Raw genomic sequence first — 17,165 nt, forward strand, 5'->3', positions numbered from 1 at the left:
GCAAACCGGAATTTCATCCGGCTGGTCTGTATTTCGTCGCAGGCTGACGCGGCACTCTGGCCAGCTTGTACACTGAGCCTCGTTCTTATATGCCGTAGCCGGAGTCCCCATGTCTAGCCAAGCCCATCTCAAGCGCCCTGTTGAGGCGGATTCCCCTTTACCCGCAGAGGTCGCGGTCAGAACCGATACCTGGCTTAACCGGGCACGTAACTATCCGGTGTTTTCGCGCACCTGGTTTTATTACCGCAGTCTGGCCTGGTCGGTACCGGTCGGGATTATTGCTCTGTTCAGTTGCGTCATTGCGTATTTGTCTGGCGTCAGCCTGGCGGATATCGTCGCCAAAGCAATCCCGGCCACGCTGACTTTTACGATGCTGCATTTGCTGGGACCAGGCCTCGCTGTGCTGATACGGCAGCGTCATTTTACTTCGCGCAAAGAGTCGGTCTTGATTGTGCTGGCGCTGCTGACCGGTGCCTTGATCAGTTGGGGGGCTTTGTACGGTAGTAAATACAGCGTCAAGCTGGCTGTGTATGGCGACCCGCATCATGTAAGCAAAAAAGCGATGGACGACAAAGCTAAAAAAGCAGCGGGTACGGCAACCGTGCATAGTGAGCCTCAGGCCAGCAGTGCCTCCCAGTCTGACATTGCAGAAGATAAGGTTGGTCCTGAAATCGATAAAGTCAGCGAACAAGTCATAGAAGGCCTGGCCTATGGCTTTGTAGTCATCGGCTTGTTGTATTTGGCTGGTGGCTTTGATCTGTGGCTTTACTTCCGCCAGAAGAAACGTTTGAAAGAAGTTCAACAGCAGCGTGAATTGCAGCGTGCGCAGGAAGCCAGGCGCGAAGCCGAATTACGCCTGTCGGTACTGGTGGCACAGGTCGAACCGCATTTTCTGTTCAACACCCTGGCCGGTGTGCGTTCCGCCATCAACACCGAACCGGCGCGCGCCGTCAGCATCGTTGATCACCTGGTCGATTATTTGCGCGCTACTATCCCACAAATGCGCGATGATGGCGCCTCGGTACAGGGACGCTTGAAAAAACAATTTGATGCAGCCCGCGCTTATCTGAGCCTGATGCAAGCCCGCATCCCGCGCCTGAGTTTCAGTGTGTATTCTGAAGTGGAGGACGCTGCGCTGCCGCCGCTATTGCTGATTTCTTTGGTAGAAAACGCGATCAAACACGGCGTCGAGCCTAAGATCGGCCCGGCCCATATTGCCATCACTGCAGGTCGTATCGAACAACATGAGCAATCCTTTTTGCAGATACGGGTGGCCGATGACGGGGTCGGTTTTGGCGGCAGCAGTTCCGGCTCCGGCATTGGTCTGACCAATATCCATCAACGCCTGCATTCCATGTATGGCGCTGCTGCCAGCCTGGAACTGAAAGCACGTGCTGAGGGCGGTGTACTGGCAGTGATCACGCTGCCTTATGAGCCATAAGCACGACACGATGGAGGTATGTTTTTCTGAATTTTCCTGAATTGATTCTGCATAAAAATACTAAAGACTAGAGACAACATGATCACAGCTATTATCGCCGACGACGAAGACTTACCCCGTAAAGACCTCAGACGCATGCTGCAGGAACACTGGCCCGAGCTCAGCATCGTGGCCGAGTGTGAGCATGGTGCCGATGCACTGGAAGCGATTCATACCCATCATCCTGATATCGCATTTCTCGACATCCGCATGCCAGGCATGACCGGACTGGATGTCGCGCATGCGACCAAAGGTCAATGCCACGCAGTGTTCACCACCGCCTATGATCAATATGCGCTCGATGCGTTTGCAGCGGGTGCGATTGATTATCTGCTCAAACCTATCGCTGCACAGCGTCTGAACGAGGCCATCACCCGGCTCAAAGAACGCATGAAAGCAGCCCAGCCAGCACCTGATCTGACCCAGCTGATGTCAGAACTGGATAAGCGCATCCGCGGCAACCAGCCCGAGCGCATACGCTGGATCAGTGCCAGTGTGGGCGATACCATAAAAATGTTCGCGGTCGATAAAATTCTGTTTTTTACTTCCGATGAAAAATACACCCGCGTGGTGAGTCAGCAGGATGAGGCGCATGTGCGCAAGCCGCTCAAAGAATTGATGGAAGGCTTAGATCCAGACGTGTTCTGGCAAATCCATCGCGGCACAGTGGTCCGCGCTGATGCAATTGCACGCGCCCACAGAGATGAAATGGGACGCTATTCCGTGGAGCTACATGGCAGTGCGGAGAAGTTGAAGGTGAGTCAGGCGTATGCCTGGCGTTTCAAACCCATGTAGTCCGGACTGACGAAAAACCGCCCCGGCTGCGTTGTTGGCGCCTTGCCAGGGCCTGTTAACCTTTAAATTGCACACGCAATTTAAATGCTAACAGGCCCTAAAGTACTGTCTGCGGCGCCACGCCTTGCCGGGACGGCTTAGCGTCAGTCCAGGTAAAAACTTCCCCGCTGAGTTGTGGTGTATGGCCAATATCCAGTCCGGATTTAGCCAGCATAAACCGGCCAGATTTGTTAAGCTGCTACGCTTTGTCAGGCGCCCGGCCTGAATTCTGAGGAGTTTGCATGCGTAGCAGTGACCTGATCCGACTTTTGACCCTGGCCGCCATCTGGGGGGCCTCTTTTCTGTTTATGCGTGTGATTGCACCGGTACTGGGTGCACTTTGGACCGCGGAATTACGGGTCGCAATCGCAGGACTGGCGCTGAGTGGCTGGATGCTGCTGACAGGGAAGCCGCAGAACTGGCGTCAGAACTGGAAATCGTTTCTGGTGCTGGGTGCGATCAATTCTGCGTTGCCGTTTGCCATGTATGCGTATGCGGCCCAGCATATGCCGGCCGGATACTCCGCCATCATGAATGCCACCACACCCTTATGGGGCGCAGTGATGGGCGCATTATTCCTGAGCGAAGCCTTCACCTTGCGTAAGCTGGCTGGCTTGCTGGTCGGTGTGCTGGGTGTGGCCTTGCTGGTGAAACTGGGACCGGTAGTCTGGAGCACAGAGCTGATGCTGGCGCTGCTGGCCTGTTCAGGCTCGACGGTGTGTTATGCACTGGCTGGCGTCTACACCAAAAAATTATCGGTGAATGTGAATCCCTTGCTGATGGCGACCGCTTCCCAACTGGGTGCGGCTTTCGTGCTGCTGCCTTTTCTGCCACTGGTACCAGTGCAGGGCGAGATCACCACGACCGTGATGGCGCTGGCAGTGGCCTTGGCGCTGCTGTGCAGTGCGGTTGCCTATCTGCTCTACTTCCGCCTGATACAGGATATCGGCCCGACTAAGGCACTCACCGTCACCTTTCTGATTCCCTTGTTTGCACTGTTATGGGGTGCGATTTTCCTGGGTGAGCACCTGACCTGGAGCATGGCCGCAGGTTGCGCTGGCGTGGTGCTGGCGACCTGGCTGGTGGTATCAGGACCGCGTAAGTAGTTTTTCCCAGTAGCCTACATCATGCCATTGCCCGAATTTCTGACCGACTTCAGAAAAACGGGCAACCTGGTGCATGCCCATTTTTTCATGCAATGCGATGCTGGCCGGATTGGGTAAAGCGATCCCTGCGATCACATTGTGTATGCCCAACTGCTGCAACTGGGCGAATAAGGCCTGATATAAGGCCGAGCCCAGACCTTGACCTGCTGACTCGCGTGCCGCATAGACGGATATTTCGACTGAATGACGGTAAGCTGGCCTGGTGCGCCAGGGCGTGGCATAAGCATAGGCGCTGAGTTTGCCTTGTTGTTCCCACACCAGCCAGGGCAGTCCGGCATCCAGCACCGTCTGTATGCGCAGTGCCATTTGTTCATGGCTGACTGCAGTTTCTTCAAAACTGATGCAGCTTTCCAGTACATACGGGTTATAGATTGCACAGATTGCGGCCGCATCAGCAGCCAGAGCGGGACGTAGCATTGCATACTCCATTCAGGGTTGACCTGCTCAGACCCTGCAAGGATCAGGCCAGCTGAGCAGTAATGGGCAGAATGGAACCAATTGTAAGTCTGTCCATCCAAGTGGCTCAACCATCAAACAGTCGCTGACCTTCATCCATGTCCAAACTCATCACCACCCTGCAGGCTGCCAGATACGGCAGCCTGTTTTGTCTGTCACTGTTCAGTCTTGCTGCGCAGGCGCAGCAGCTGCCACAAGTGCAGGAAGCCCCTCTGCGCGCCCATCTGGCCTTGTTATCGTCTGACCTGTTTGAAGGCCGGGGCACGGGCCAGCGTGGCGGTGATCTGACCGTCGCGTATCTGGAAGCACAGGCACAGGCGCTGGGCTTATTGCCTGCGAATGGAACGTCTTACCGCCAGCCGGTACGCATCAGCGGCGTCAAAGCGCTGCCTGCGAAAAGCACAGTCCATCTGGAACTGGCTGGAAAAAGCCTGCCTATGCAATTTGCCGATGACTGGGTCTGGTGGACGGGTAATGCCCAGACCCAGCAAAGCTTTGATCATGAATTGCTGTTTGTCGGCTACGGTATCAGCGCACCCGAAGAGCAATGGGATGATTACAAAGGTGTCGATTGTCGCGGCAAAATTCTGGTGATGCTGGTCAATGAGCCGCGTCCTACCGAAGCTGAGCCTAAGCGCTTTGGTGGAGCTGCACTCACCTATTACGGTCGCTGGAATTACAAGTTTGAGGAGGCCAGACGACATGGTGCGGCAGGTGTGCTCCTGATCCATACCGATGCCAGTGCCAGTTATGGCTGGTCGGTGGTCAAAAATGGTGGCAGTGCCGAACATTTTCAGTTGCAGGGCGCTGATACTGGCGTCGGACTGCAAGCCTGGATTACCGATGCGCTGGCCCAGCAGTTATTTACCGGTGCCGGACTGAATCTTGATAAGTTGCGTGAGGCTGCCGAAAAAACGGATTTCCGGCCAGTGCGTCTGCCCGCCGCCAAACTGAAAGGCGAAGCGCGTTCTGCTTTGCGTCAGCTGGAACAATACAATGTCGCCGGTATTGTGCCCGGCACCGATCCACGCCTGAAGCAGGAAGTGGTGATTTACAGTGCACACTGGGATCACCTCGGTAAGCAGGAAACTAAGCAAGACGGAAACGGCGATGTGATCTATAACGGCGCAATTGACAATGGCTCAGGCACCGCGGGTTTGCTGGCGATGGCCAAAGCGGCGGTGGCGCAACCGGCGCGGCGCAGCCAGATGTTCTTATGGGTCGCAGCGGAAGAACAGGGCTTGCTCGGCAGCTCTGCTTATGCGGCACAGCCATTATGGCCTTTGCGTAAAACCGCAGCTGCCTTGAATATCGATGTGATGAATTTTGTCGGTGTCACACGTGACATGGGGCTGGCTGGCAGTGAACGCAGTGAACTGCAACAGCATGCACTCAAGGTTGCGCGCGATATGCAGTTACAGGCCAGTCCGGAAGCGCCGGATACTGCCGGTGGCTATTTCCGCAGCGATCATTTCAGCTTTGCAAAAGCCGGTGTTCCTGCGTTTTCAGTCAGTCGTGGCCGTGACTTTATCCACCATCCGCAAGAATCTTCTGAGAAGGCCCGCGCCTATGGCAAGCGCTATCACCAGAGCACGGATAAATATGATCCGGCCTGGGATTTGTCGGGCATGGTGCAACAGGCGCAATTCACCCTGCAACTGGGTTATGAAATCGCGAACAGCGCCAAAATGCCAGCCTGGAAAGCCGGTGACCCATTTGCCCAGCCACGTCAAATCGAGCCTGCTCCCTGAAGCGGAATAAGCAAAAAAAAAGCTGCGGACTTCTGGTCCGCAGCTTATAAAAATGCTGGAGGATACTTAGGAATAGACCCCAGCATGAGGTGAACAGGTACCTACAACAACAGCTTAAGTCAGCAGAAGTGATTGACCTTCTGCTGACTAATTCATATCAGGCCGATTTGACCGCCTTGCTTCTAAAAAGTTGCGTCAATTTTAGCAAACCGCGCCAAATCATGCGCACACCAAACAAAGTCAGCACTGCTTCCACCATGGTCATGGCGATCGCTACTGAGGAATGGAAGCGTTCGCTACGCTGACGGATTTTCCGGCTCATGCCATCTTTCGCAATTTCTATACTGTCGTAGAAGGTAGGAACGACTAACAGAGTGAGCAAGGTGGACGTGATGGTGCCGCCGATAATCGCAATCGCCAGCGGGCGGTAGAATTCACCACCCTCACCTAAGCCCAGCGCCACTGGCAGCATGCCAGCGATCAGCGCAAAGGTCGTCATCAGAATAGGACGCAGACGTACCCGTCCGGCTTGCATCAGCGCTGCTTCACGTTCCATGCCTTCGGATTCAAATTTGCGTGCGGCATCCAGCAACAGAATCGCGTTTTTAGCGACCAGACCCATGAGCATAATGACGCCGATCAGACTCATCAGATTGATGGTGCTACGCGTGATCAGCAAGGCCAGCACCACGCCGATCAGCGACAGTGGCAGCGATAACATGACACCCAAAGGTGCACTGAAAGAGCCGAACTGCATCACCAGGATCAGGTACATCAGGCCGATGCCGGACAAGACCGCGATACCCATGGCACCGAACACTTCTTCCTGATCCTGACCGGCACCACCGACCGACAAGCCATAGCCAGCCGGGAAGTTCATGGACTCAGCCAGTTTCTTGGCGTCGGCAATCACTTCACCATTCGAGCGGCCCTGCGCATTGGCTGATACCGTGATAGTGCGTTTGCCATTCGCATGTTCTATGCTGGAAGGTCCCTTACCCATGGTGATGGTGGCGATCTGATCGAGCGGTACCATCTGGCTGCTGCCTGCTACCGCGATAGGCAGACGTTCGATATTTTCTTTACTGACGCGGTCATCCGGATGCAAACGTACCGCGACGTCACGTGTTTCTCCGGTCGGATCGACCCAGTCACCGACTTCGATACCGGCAAAGGCGACGCGCAAGGTCTGGGCGGCATCATTGGACGAAATGCCCATAGAATTTGCCAGGCCACGGTTGAGTTCAATTTTCAGTTCTTTCTTCGGATCTTGCTCAGACAAACCGATATCGACCGCACCTGGCACATCGCGCAGTTTTTCCATATACAGACTGGTGATTTCCAACAGCTTGCGTGAATCCGGGCCGGTAAATTCCATTTGTACCGGCTTTTGCGCGCCATTGTTCAGATCATCCTGCACCGTATATTCAGCACCGACCAGCGTGCGGATTTTCTCACGTAATTCGGTGGCGATTTCCTTAGCGCTGCGTTTGCGTTCGGTACTTTTGCCTATGTCTACATAAATCCGGCCACCTGCCGGTGTGATGTTGCTGTTGGTGTCTTTGGTCTCAGGTAAGCTGCGCGCGATGGCTGCGGCTCTTTCCATTTTCAGCTTCGCATATTCCAGCGAAGACGAGGCTGGCGTGCGCACCGAGATCATCAGATTGCCGGAATCGGTCGCCGGTAAAAAGCTGGTGCCACCGAATTTTGCCTGCAATGCCATCGCCGCCACCAGGCTCAATACGGCAATGGCTGCCATAGAACGACGATGATGCAGCGCCCAGGCAATCACATGACCATAGCGGTCGGATTGATGGTCAAACCAGTCATTGAAGCGGGCCAGCAGCTTGCTTAAGCCTTTTTTCGGCGCAGTATGATGGTCGGCCGGATCACCCCAGTAGGCGGACAACATCGGGTCCAGCGTAAAGGATATCCCCAGACTGACCAGCACCGAGCATGTCACAGTCAGCGCAAACGGGCGGAACCATTCGCCAGGCATACCCGGCATGAAAGCGACCGGAATAAACACCGCGATGATAGAGAAGGTAGTCGCTGCCACTGCCAGGCCGATTTCTGCCGTACCCTGCAAGGCGGCGGTTCTGCGGTCTGATCCCATTTGCATATGGCGCACGATGTTTTCCCGCACCACAATCGCATCATCAATCAAGACACCAATCGCCAGTGACAGACCCAGCAGCGTCATGAAGTTCAGCGTAAAACCGCACAGCCAGACCGCGATAAACGCAGCAATCACCGAGGTTGGCAGACTCAATGCTGTGATCAGGGTAGAGCGCCAGGAATTCAGAAAGGCATACACGACAAAGATAGTCAGCCCTGCACCCAGAACCAGCGATTCGATCACATTATTCAGGCTGCGTTGCGCATCTTTGCCGCCGTCACGCGTGATGTCGAGCTTGGTGCCCGGATGCGTGGTTTCGTATTCCTTATTAGTTTTTTCCAGAAATTCACGCACCGCTTTCGCAACGCTGACTGTACTGGCTTCACGTGATTTACTGACCTGGATACCGACATTCGGTTTGCCGCTGCGTATGCTCAGGCTGTTCAGATCAGCGAAGTTATCTTCTATCGTGGCCACCTGCGCCAGGCGTACTACCTGCTCACCATTGCGTTTAATGACAACTTGCTGAAACTCTTCCGGTGTTTCAATACGGCCGACCAGACGTATGCTTTCTTCATCCAGTTTGCCACGGATTTTACCGACTGGCGCATTGGTGTTTTGCATGCGCAGTGCGTTGACCACTTCACCGACTGAGACATTGTATTCACGCAGTTTTTCTGCGCGCAGCAAGACCGACAGTTCGCGTTTCAAGGAGCCGCTTACAGTGACGGTCGACACGCCGGGCAAGCCACGCAGTTTATCTGCCAGGCTGTCTTCCGCCAGGCGTGAAATCTCGGCATGGCTGAGCCTGGTGGACGAAAGCGCGATATTCACTATCGGTTGCGCCGACGGGTCCCAGCGCTGGATGATGGGCTCACGCATTTCGGTCGGCATTTTGAAGCGCACATTGGAAATCACATTGCGGACTTCATCGGTGGCTTCGATCATGTTCTTTTTGAATTCAAACATGATGTCAAAACGGGCCATACCTTCATTTGAGCTGGAATACACTTCCTTGACGCCGGAAATACTCATCATCGACTTTTCCAGACGATTGACGATTTCACGCTCTACCGTGTCCGGTGAGGCGCCCGGATAAGGCATCACCACCGACAGACCTGGCACTTCCACATCGGGATTCTGATTGACGCGCAGCTTGCTCAAGGCCAGCAAGCCCAAAGCCATCAGCGCAATGATCATCACGATAGTCGCGATGGGGCGTTTAATACTGAAGTCAGATAAAAACATGATCAGTGGCTCCCGGCTGCAGTTGTGTTCGCTGTGGCTGCAGTAGTGCCTGTGTTACCTGCAGGCGTTGCTGCCGCCAGCTCGACTGCCTGTCCGTCTTTGAGTGCTGAGCTCGGGTTACGCATGACGACATCGCCGACAGCTAAGCCATTGCGGATTTCGATATTGCCGGTACGCTGGTCGCGTTTGCCCATGGCCAGATTCACCTTGCTCAGATTTTTACCGGAGACGCGCCAGGCATAAGCCGTATCACCCGCTTTCACCACCGCAGATTCCGGCAGCGTCAGCGCATTGATGGTGGTGGCTTCGATATTGCCTTCTGCATACAGCCCGGATACCTTAGGCTGGTTTTTGTCAGCGAATGCGACCAGCACCTCAACCTGACGTGTCACGTCATTGGCGGCGGGATCCAGGCGCGTGACTTTGCCGCGGAATTCCTGCTGATAGCCATTGATGCGGAAGCTGACTGTCTGTCCGGTCTGCACCTGAGCGATTTTATCGGTCGACACTTTGCCGGCAAAACGCATACTGGTCGGGTCGATGACTTTGACTAATTCCTTACCCGGTGTCGCGGTATCGCCTGCGGAGACTTTACGTTCGCTGACGACGCCATCGAACGGCGCGCGTACCACGGTGCGCTGCAATTGCTGACGTGCGCTGGCTGCTCTGGCCTTGGCTGCGGATAATTCGCTGCGTGCCGCATTCACACGTACTTCTGCATCATCCAATGCCTGCAATGAGGTCATGCCGGAAGCGCGCAAAGTTTTCAGCCGCTGCAAAGCGCGCTCTGACTGATCGAGTGCCAGCGAGGCACTGCGGGCCGAGTCTTCGGCTGAATTCAGATTGTCACGGATAGAGGTTTCATCCAGTTTAACCAGCACGTCGCCACGCTTGACGATGTCGCCGTTTTCTTTCAATACCTGCAGTACGATGGCCTGCACTTCGGCGCGTAAGTCTGCTTTGCGTTCAGGCTGGATAGAGCCAGTGATGACTGGCCCTGAGGCGAGCGCATTGCTTTCGACTTTCAATACATCTTCCGGCGCGATGGTCAGCTTGGGAGCCGGTTTTTCATTCTTAGCACTGGCGGAGGACGAGGCACTTGCTGCGCTTGCTGTCGTTGAGGCCGATGCAGAGGCAGAGCCTTTTTCGTTTTCTTTTTGGCTGCTACAGGCTGCCAGCGCAGAGGCGATGGCAATAACTAGAAGGGTTTGACGTAACATGATCGCTCGCAGGTAGGGGAATCGGGAAAACCGGGATGCTGCAGTATTCCGAAAGGGTAGCGCTAAGACAAGACGAAAAGGTTTAAGTTGCAGTTTCAATAGGATGAAATGCAAGAAATAAGGAATGAGTTGCAGCGAGGGGCGTTTGAGTTGATGCAGGCAGCTTGCAGGGTTTGTTACCTGGCTACGTGGAGAGTGTTAAATCATGGCGGGAGCTGACCCAGGCTCAGGCAGGCTGCCGGGATTTCATGACATAAGCCAGCAGTCCGGCGCAGGCATCGTCGATATAGTCGAGTACAGTTTCAAAACCCTGAGCGCCGCCGTAATAGGGGTCTGGAACTTCCTGGGCTGCGACATGCTCGGCAAATTTCATCAGCAATTCCAGCTTATGCTGGTAACGCGCCGGGCAAGCGGCTTGCAATAAGGACATATTGTGCTGATCCATTGCAAGTAGCAGGTCAAATTTTTCAAAATCTTCGGCTTTGACCTGACGCGCACGTTGCCGCGATAAATCAAAACCCCGCTTCATCGCGTAATCGCGCGCGCGCGGGTCCGGTGCTTCGCCTGAATGATACGCATGGGTGCCAGCGGAATCGATATGCAACTGAGGCGCCATGCCAGCTTGCTCCGCTTTGGCACGGAATACGGCTTCTGCCGTCGGGGAGCGGCAGATATTTCCCATGCAGATAAACAAGATGGCGCGGACAGGTGCTTGATTCATTATTAAATCCAGGCAACTTTCAGAGTGGCAATTTAATGGCGTGGGGTAATTTTACGCTTGAAGCTGGGAAATTCTTTCGATTAAGACGAGATAAATTGTCAACAATATATAAATATAGGGCTTACGCAAAATTGTCCCAACAAGGCATGGCGACGCAGGCAGTACGCAGTGTACGACAAGGAGCCATGACGCCGCTGGGGCGGTTTTGCGTAAGTCCTAAAATGTAGGGCTTACGCAAAATGACCTGAGAAGTAAGCTGACCAGGTAAGCGGTCTCGAGACGGATAGCTGAATAGTGCACTCAGTCTGCGCTGAGCGAAATTGAGCGGACGGCCTTCATCTGGGGACAGCCCCACCGTATAGCGGGGACTGCTTGAAATGGCTGCTTAAGACTGCAGCAAGATCGCCACACTGCATGCGCTGGCTGCAAACCAGATCAGTGAACGCAAAGTCGCCTGATTGGCAAGATAGGCCGCGATATACAGTATGCGGCATAAGATGAAACCGCCCGCGAGCATATCTATCTGTGCCTGGTCCGCATGTGCCTGCTGAGCTAATACCACGGCGGCGATAAACAGTGGCAGCGCTTCCCAGCCATTTTGTTGGGCCGCATTCGCTCGTTGCTGCCAGCCTTGCAGGCGTTCGGTCCAGGCGCGCGGATGGCGGTTGTTGTAACGCAGTTCGCGTTGATCTGTGCGTGCAGAAGCGCCCTTTGCCAGACCAATAGTGGCTATCGGTAACAGACAGGCAGCCAGTATGCACCAGTTCGCAAGTGTCATGATTTCTCCTTAATTGAAGCCTCAATCATATAGCGATCATCGCACTTCGCAAACCATGCAGCGCACAGACGCAGCTGAGCAAAAAAATTATTGAAGTACATGGCTGTCAACCATACTTCACTAAGTGCCGTTGTATCAGCACGTAGCGAGGGCTACGAAACCCAACACTGAATTCTGAACAAGGACGCACTATGAATATGCTCAATAAGTTGACACTCGCTCTGATCGCTACTGCGTTAACAGCCGGTACAGCGTTTGCTCAGAAACCAGCCGCTGCTGCGGCATCGGTCAAATCCAGCGCACCGGCAGCGAGCGTCGCAGCTGCCCCGGCTTCGGTTACAAGCCCGTCCGCTGCAGTGCCAACTAAAGCAGTGAAGTCGGAAAAATCCAGTGCCTCTGCATCAGCCGCATCAGCAGTCAAGACCAATAAAATTGAAGCTGATCCGGTCAAAAAAGTTGATCCGGTAAAGCCAAAAAAAGCGGAAGAAGTGAAAGAAGATTTAAAAAAATAAGGAATCATTGATACGATAAAAAACGGCGTCTTTATGACGCCGTTTTTTATTTTTATTTTCTATTTTTTCGTCGAATTAAAAAAATTGAGAGAAGAAAAAATTATTTTTGTTTTTTTACATTCGTACACAAATTTTGTGTCAACAGACTGCAAACAGGCTGCGTTATTAGCTTACGTAGACACACTACGCTGACAAACAACTCAACGCTGTACAACACTCATAGGAACAGATCATGAACAAATTTATCGCCGCTATCATCGCTTCCAGTTTCGCAATGGGTACTGCATTTGCACAGACACCTGCAAAACCAGTAGAGGCAGCTAAAGCAGCAGTCGCCACGACCGCGACGAATGCGACAAATGTTGCGAGCGCTCAGGCAGCAGCTGCAGCCAGTACAGTGAAGGCTGCAGTCACACCAGCACCTGCGCCTGCACCTAAAGTAGAAATGAAAACTGAAGCGAAACCGGCAGCCGCTGCTGCACCAGTAGCTGAAGCCAAGCCAGCGGTTGAGAAAAAAGCTAAGCATCGTAAACATGCTAAGAAAGCGAAAACTGAAGCTGCAGGCGCTGAAGCAAAACCAGCTTCTGCCATGAAATAAGGCGTTGCAGCAGAGCGGCCAGGTACCGTTTAACTAGCTAGAAAAAAAGCACAGATTATTTCTGTGCTTTTTTTGTTTTTAAAAATCCGATAAGTCGGAAATTAATTGGAAATACAGTTTCCGTTAAATGGATTAAAAAACGGAAAAACGGGAAAATAAAAATATTTCCTAAATTATTGTCAACGCATCGTTACTTTTCCACGTTATTAGCTTACGTAGCAACACTACGCAAAACAAATCAACGCAACACCGGATAACACGCTTAGGAGCAGACCATGAACAAATTTATCGCCGCTATCATCGCTTCCAGTTTCGCAATGGGTACTGCGTTTGCCCAGACGCCTGCAAAATCAGTTGAAGCCGCAAAAACTGCAGTCGCAAATACCGCAACCAATGCAGCAGGTGCTGCAAATACTCAGACAGCTGCGGCAGCAAGTACGGTGAAAGCTGCCGTGACACCTGCGGCCGCAGCGGCACCGAAAGCAGAAGTAAAGACAGAAGCGAAACCGGCCGCAGCGCCTGCCGCTGAAAGCAAGCCAGCTGAAGAGAAGAAAACCAAACATCGTAAGCATGCAAAGAAAGCGAAAACCGAAGCTGCAGGCACTGATGCAAAACCAGCTTCAACCATGAAATAAGGCGCCTCAGCGCAGTAGCTAGGTAGCGCTTAACTAGCCAGGAAAAGCAAAAAAGCACAGATTATTTCTGTGCTTTTTTGCTTTGCAGGGTAAAAAAATCGACGATTTATTTTTAAAAAATAAAATAATTAGGAAACATCATTTCCGAAAAATGAATTAACACTATGAATTCAAAAAAATAAAAATATTTTCAAAAATCCTGTCAACGCATACTGTGCTGATCACGTTTTTAGCTTACGTAGCAACACTACGCAAAACAAATTAACCTGACAATTTTTGAACAAGGACTCATCATGACTAAGTTAATCGCCGCTCTGATCGCTACAACTTTCGCAATGGGTACAGCGTTCGCCCAGACACCGGCAGCGCCTGCTTCCGCCTCCGCGAAAGCCAGTGCACCAGCTTCTGCTGCAGCCGCTGCATCGGTAGCTGCACCTGCCAGCAAAGTAAAAGCGCCAGTTGCTGACATCAAGGCCAGTGCTTCCGTTGCTGCAGAAACCAAACCAGTGACCGAAGCAGCACCAAAAGCTGAACATGCAAAAACCGAGCATGCCAAGACTGAACATATGAAAAAAGAGCACGTTAAAAAAGAACACGCTAAGACAGATGCAAAAACAGACGTTAAAACTGAAGTTAAACCTGAAGTGAAAGCAGAAGCTGCGAAGGCTGCCTCTGCGAAATAAGCAGACTCCGCAATAAAAAAACGGCGCCCGGTGCGCCGTTTTTTTATGGGCAGACCGAAATTAGCAGAGCAAGTTGTGGTTAAATGTGACACTTCCGGTGTAACCATCCTTGACGTCAATCTGATCTATGAAAAGAGTCCTGCTCAGCTTAGTTGGTCTGATTTTTTCTATGTCCTCCCATGCCTTAGATCTGCGCGTCGCAGTATGGGATGGTGCTGCGCCATTTATGATTAAGACGGAGCAGGGCTGGCGTGGGATTTGTGTCGATATTTATAAAGCGATGGAGACGCTTGATCCCCAGCTGCGCTTTGTGATCGATGAAGAGCCCATGCCTTTGCGTCGGATTGAATATGAACTGCAGGCTGGCCGGCGCGATCTGATATGTGGCGCACGTAAGACGCCGGCACGTGAAGCGGGCGGTATGCAGTTTCTGAAAACTGGTTTTTATACCAGTGGCTATCGGCTGGCAGTGCGCAGTGATGACGATGTGCAGGTCAGCAGTTGGGACGACGTGAAAAAGCTGGGCAATCAGGGCGTCGTATTGATTATGCAGGGACATGGCGAGATTGAACGTTTGCAGCAGTTAGGTGTACAGCTTGATAGCGGAACGCCTTCGGCGGAGCAGAATCTGATCAAACTCGAAGCCGGGCGCGCGCGGTTTTTCTACCATCGCGATATATTTTTCAAATCCAGCAGCTTTAACCCCAAAGACCATCCTAAAGTCCGCTTGTTGCCGACCGTGTTTGACCCCAGCCCCGCTTACATCGCCGCTGGAAAAATGCTGAGTAAGGACGTGCTCATTCAGCTTGATACCGTGTTTAACCGTCTGATGCGATCCGGTGAACTGGCGCGTATAGTACGGCAATACGGGCTGGAATAAATCAGCGTAATGATTTCAGCTGGGATCAGCCTCTGGTATCGTTCCTGCTCAAACGCCATAAGTCCCGCCCGCCTGCTTTCAGACGCTGCATAACACCCTCTGCTTCCAATTGTTCCAGCGCTTGCCGGGTCAGGAGCATACTCTCCACTTCGCCCTGCCAGTCTATCCACCAGCTGTATATGCCTTCTGTCGAATCGCAAGCGTCCGCATGTGTTGTTACATAATGGAGTATGGCTGTACGGATGCGGGTAATGCGTTGCTTATCTATCTGGCTTGTGTCCATCGGCTTTCCTTCAAAATTCAACGTTCATACATGTAGATGACGCGCGGACAGGGATGATTGGCAGATGGTTTCGGGCACCAGTAAGAGACCGTCACCGACCAGCGTTGGCATGACAGTTCGATCAGCTCGGGCCGGTCGCCCATTCCCATGTTGCAGACAGATTGCAGTGCCTTATCCACCGACATACCCTGAAAATACCCATAGCCCGCCACTTTACGCAGCGTATCCACTGCCTTTTGCGGGTCGACGCTGCCTGGCCGTATTACCACATCGCGTTGCGCCAAGCGCACCACGGTTTCCATTTCAGCCGGACTGCATTGCCAGCGTTGGCCATCCCGGGCGCATTGGGCGACATAATATAGTGGCTGGCCACTAAGTTGCTTGTGCGGACGACAGCGTACTTCGGCGAACTGTGCCGGGCTGCGCGCATCAAAGGCGCGCCCGTCCGCATCTGCCAATGCCAGACCATACTGAGCGCCGCAAGCCAGTTGTTCTATCTGCAGTCTGTCCTGGCGACTTAGTGCGACACTGAAGGTGCCATCCTGCGCTGCGCTGGCTGGAAACGTAGTCGCGACCAGCATGGCCACAATCACCACAGCCAGAGCAGACGTTTTATACAAGCGCTGCCGTTTAAGCCAGGAAGCGCTTTGCTGACTTTGCCGCATATTAATCTCCTGTACTGAACTGAGCTGCCGTGCACATCACCAGTTTGCTCCTATGCTGAATCTGAGCTGGTGATTCTTAAACCAGAGCGACGCAGCACGGTTTGCCTTGATCCCGTATTTCGTCGATAAATAGATGCGGCGATTGAGCTGATAACGTAAGCCCAGTTCAGAATCTGACAGCAGATCGACCGGAAAACCTACGGGGAAAATATTTTCGGTCTTGGCAAAAATTTCGATATTGCGGTTGGGGAATTTGCGTTTAAATTTGACTGTCCACAACCAGGCATTTACATGAAATTCTGAGGCGCTGGTCGAAAAATTCAAACGGTTGAAACTCAGCAGACTTTCCAGGTTGCTGACTTCAGATTCCCAAATATGGCGACCAAAACCCACACCATAATAGTAATAGCTGCTGTTATCGGCGACCTTGTCGTTCTGGTAGTAAGCATTATTGCGTACATACCATTTTGGTGTCAGATAATAATCGAGCGCATAACTGCCCTTGCTGTCATTTTCTTTTTCCTGGCGATCAGCCCGCAAACGGTTCAGTTCCACATGATATTCATGCCGCCATGGGCGGATATTCCAGATACCCTCGGTTTCCAGCTCCAGTCTTTGCGTTCGGTTCGAATTGCGGCCCAGTTCCACCGAAGTCTCGATATTCCCCTCAAAACTGGAGACTGCTTTTTCCAGCGCCTCCTGATCGAAGGACACTTCACGCAGCGGTACCAGTTGCTGCGCCACTTCCACCATGCCGCTTTGTGAGCGCGGCGCGATGGTCGTGCGCAGGGTATCACCATGTGGCAGTGTCAGCGGCAGGCTTTCTTTGCTCGACATCGTCATCACCGCTTCCGCGTCGATTTCAATCTCGCCCGCATAATCCGTTTTCAATATCAGCTTATCGACCCCGATTTTCAACAGACGGCCAGTCAGTTTGTCGCCATTCTTGAGCCAGATTTCTGTGCGTGGCTGGCTGGCATCTGCAGCAGTCTGCGCCAGGCCGGGCGCGGCATAGCACAGCAGCATGCTGCCCAGCCCCAATGGTGCCAGCAGCTTAGGCAAAGGCAGTAATTGAAAAAAACGGGTGGTAGTGTGCATCGGTGCAGCGACAGAAGTTAGGGCAAGCCGTATTGTGG

At 52.9% G+C, this 17,165-nt stretch carries 17 protein-coding genes; 9 read left to right on the forward strand and 8 right to left on the reverse strand.

The genetic code is table 11. The features are described from left to right. Window positions 1–109: 109 nt before the first annotated feature. From H8K43_RS12880 to H8K43_RS12890, 3 genes are all read left to right on the forward strand, one after another. Window positions 110–1,441, forward strand: a complete 1,332-nt coding sequence (locus H8K43_RS12880) for a sensor histidine kinase (RefSeq protein WP_186904211.1) — start codon at window positions 110–112, stop codon at window positions 1,439–1,441. 78 nt (window positions 1,442–1,519) lie between these two features. Then, on the forward strand, window positions 1,520–2,275 hold the full coding sequence (locus H8K43_RS12885; RefSeq protein ID WP_186904212.1) for a LytR/AlgR family response regulator transcription factor: 756 nt from the start codon (window positions 1,520–1,522) through the stop codon (window positions 2,273–2,275). A gap of 281 nt (window positions 2,276–2,556) precedes the next feature. Beyond that, on the forward strand, window positions 2,557–3,420 hold the full coding sequence (locus H8K43_RS12890; RefSeq protein ID WP_186904213.1) for a DMT family transporter: 864 nt from the start codon (window positions 2,557–2,559) through the stop codon (window positions 3,418–3,420). Here the strand turns inward: H8K43_RS12890 and H8K43_RS12895 are convergent. Beyond that, the gene (locus tag H8K43_RS12895; RefSeq protein ID WP_222611036.1) at window positions 3,403–3,897 is read right to left on the reverse strand and encodes an arsinothricin resistance N-acetyltransferase ArsN1 family B; all 495 of its coding nucleotides are present in this window, start codon (window positions 3,895–3,897) and stop codon (window positions 3,403–3,405) included. The two genes, H8K43_RS12890 and H8K43_RS12895, sit on opposite strands and share 18 nt — an antisense overlap. 137 nt (window positions 3,898–4,034) lie before the next feature. Here H8K43_RS12895 and H8K43_RS12900 point away from each other — a divergent pair, with 137 nt between their 5' ends. Further along, window positions 4,035–5,687, forward strand: a complete 1,653-nt coding sequence (locus H8K43_RS12900) for a M28 family peptidase (RefSeq protein WP_186904215.1) — start codon at window positions 4,035–4,037, stop codon at window positions 5,685–5,687. A 157-nt stretch (window positions 5,688–5,844) separates the two neighbouring features. On the opposite strand, the gene H8K43_RS12905 is transcribed toward H8K43_RS12900, so the two are convergent. The 4 genes from H8K43_RS12905 to H8K43_RS12920 form a co-directional block, all read right to left on the reverse strand. After that, on the reverse strand, window positions 5,845–9,054 hold the full coding sequence (locus H8K43_RS12905) for an efflux RND transporter permease subunit (RefSeq protein WP_186904216.1): 3,210 nt from the start codon (window positions 9,052–9,054) through the stop codon (window positions 5,845–5,847). A 2-nt stretch (window positions 9,055–9,056) separates the two neighbouring features. Next, complete coding sequence (locus tag H8K43_RS12910; RefSeq protein ID WP_186904217.1) at window positions 9,057–10,274, reverse strand: efflux RND transporter periplasmic adaptor subunit; 1,218 nt, start codon at window positions 10,272–10,274, stop codon at window positions 9,057–9,059. Between the two features lie 226 nt (window positions 10,275–10,500). Next, on the reverse strand, window positions 10,501–10,995 hold the full coding sequence (locus tag H8K43_RS12915; protein ID WP_186904218.1) for a low molecular weight protein-tyrosine-phosphatase: 495 nt from the start codon (window positions 10,993–10,995) through the stop codon (window positions 10,501–10,503). A 385-nt stretch (window positions 10,996–11,380) separates the two neighbouring features. Continuing rightward, entirely contained in the window at window positions 11,381–11,773 is a 393-nt protein-coding gene (locus H8K43_RS12920) for an MAPEG family protein (protein WP_186904219.1), read from the reverse strand. A 191-nt stretch (window positions 11,774–11,964) separates the two neighbouring features. Here H8K43_RS12920 and H8K43_RS12925 point away from each other — a divergent pair, with 191 nt between their 5' ends. The 5 genes from H8K43_RS12925 (at window position 11,965) to H8K43_RS12945 (ending at window position 15,081) form a co-directional block, all read left to right on the forward strand. Beyond that, window positions 11,965–12,285: a hypothetical protein gene (locus H8K43_RS12925; RefSeq protein WP_186904220.1), complete on the forward strand. Its 321-nt coding sequence runs from the start codon at window positions 11,965–11,967 to the stop codon at window positions 12,283–12,285. Window positions 12,286–12,517: 232 nt separating this feature from the next. Next, window positions 12,518–12,883 carry a hypothetical protein gene (locus tag H8K43_RS12930; RefSeq protein WP_186904221.1) on the forward strand — a complete coding sequence of 122 codons (366 nt, stop codon included), beginning with the start codon at window positions 12,518–12,520 and terminating at the stop codon, window positions 12,881–12,883. A gap of 275 nt (window positions 12,884–13,158) precedes the next feature. Further along, window positions 13,159–13,518 (forward strand): hypothetical protein, encoded by a 360-nt coding sequence (locus tag H8K43_RS12935; RefSeq protein WP_186904222.1) that lies wholly within the window; start codon window positions 13,159–13,161, stop codon window positions 13,516–13,518. A 293-nt stretch (window positions 13,519–13,811) separates the two neighbouring features. Continuing rightward, the gene (locus H8K43_RS12940; protein WP_230403930.1) at window positions 13,812–14,201 is read left to right on the forward strand and encodes a hypothetical protein; all 390 of its coding nucleotides are present in this window, start codon (window positions 13,812–13,814) and stop codon (window positions 14,199–14,201) included. Between the two features lie 127 nt (window positions 14,202–14,328). Further along, on the forward strand, window positions 14,329–15,081 hold the full coding sequence (locus H8K43_RS12945; protein ID WP_186904223.1) for a substrate-binding periplasmic protein: 753 nt from the start codon (window positions 14,329–14,331) through the stop codon (window positions 15,079–15,081). 25 nt (window positions 15,082–15,106) lie between these two features. On the opposite strand, the gene H8K43_RS12950 is transcribed toward H8K43_RS12945, so the two are convergent. From H8K43_RS12950 to H8K43_RS12960, 3 genes are read right to left on the reverse strand one after another with little or no spacing between them, the layout of a single operon-like run. Then, window positions 15,107–15,364, reverse strand: a complete 258-nt coding sequence (locus H8K43_RS12950; RefSeq protein WP_186904224.1) for a hypothetical protein — start codon at window positions 15,362–15,364, stop codon at window positions 15,107–15,109. Window positions 15,365–15,381: 17 nt separating this feature from the next. Then, window positions 15,382–16,029, reverse strand: a complete 648-nt coding sequence (locus H8K43_RS12955; RefSeq protein ID WP_186904225.1) for a hypothetical protein — start codon at window positions 16,027–16,029, stop codon at window positions 15,382–15,384. 36 nt (window positions 16,030–16,065) lie between these two features. Further along, entirely contained in the window at window positions 16,066–17,127 is a 1,062-nt protein-coding gene (locus H8K43_RS12960; RefSeq protein WP_186904226.1) for a DUF481 domain-containing protein, read from the reverse strand. Window positions 17,128–17,165 lie beyond the last annotated feature (38 nt).

The organism is Cognatundibacterium curvum, from assembly GCF_014284235.1.
Classification (GTDB): domain Bacteria; phylum Pseudomonadota; class Gammaproteobacteria; order Burkholderiales; family Burkholderiaceae_D; genus Undibacterium; species Undibacterium curvum.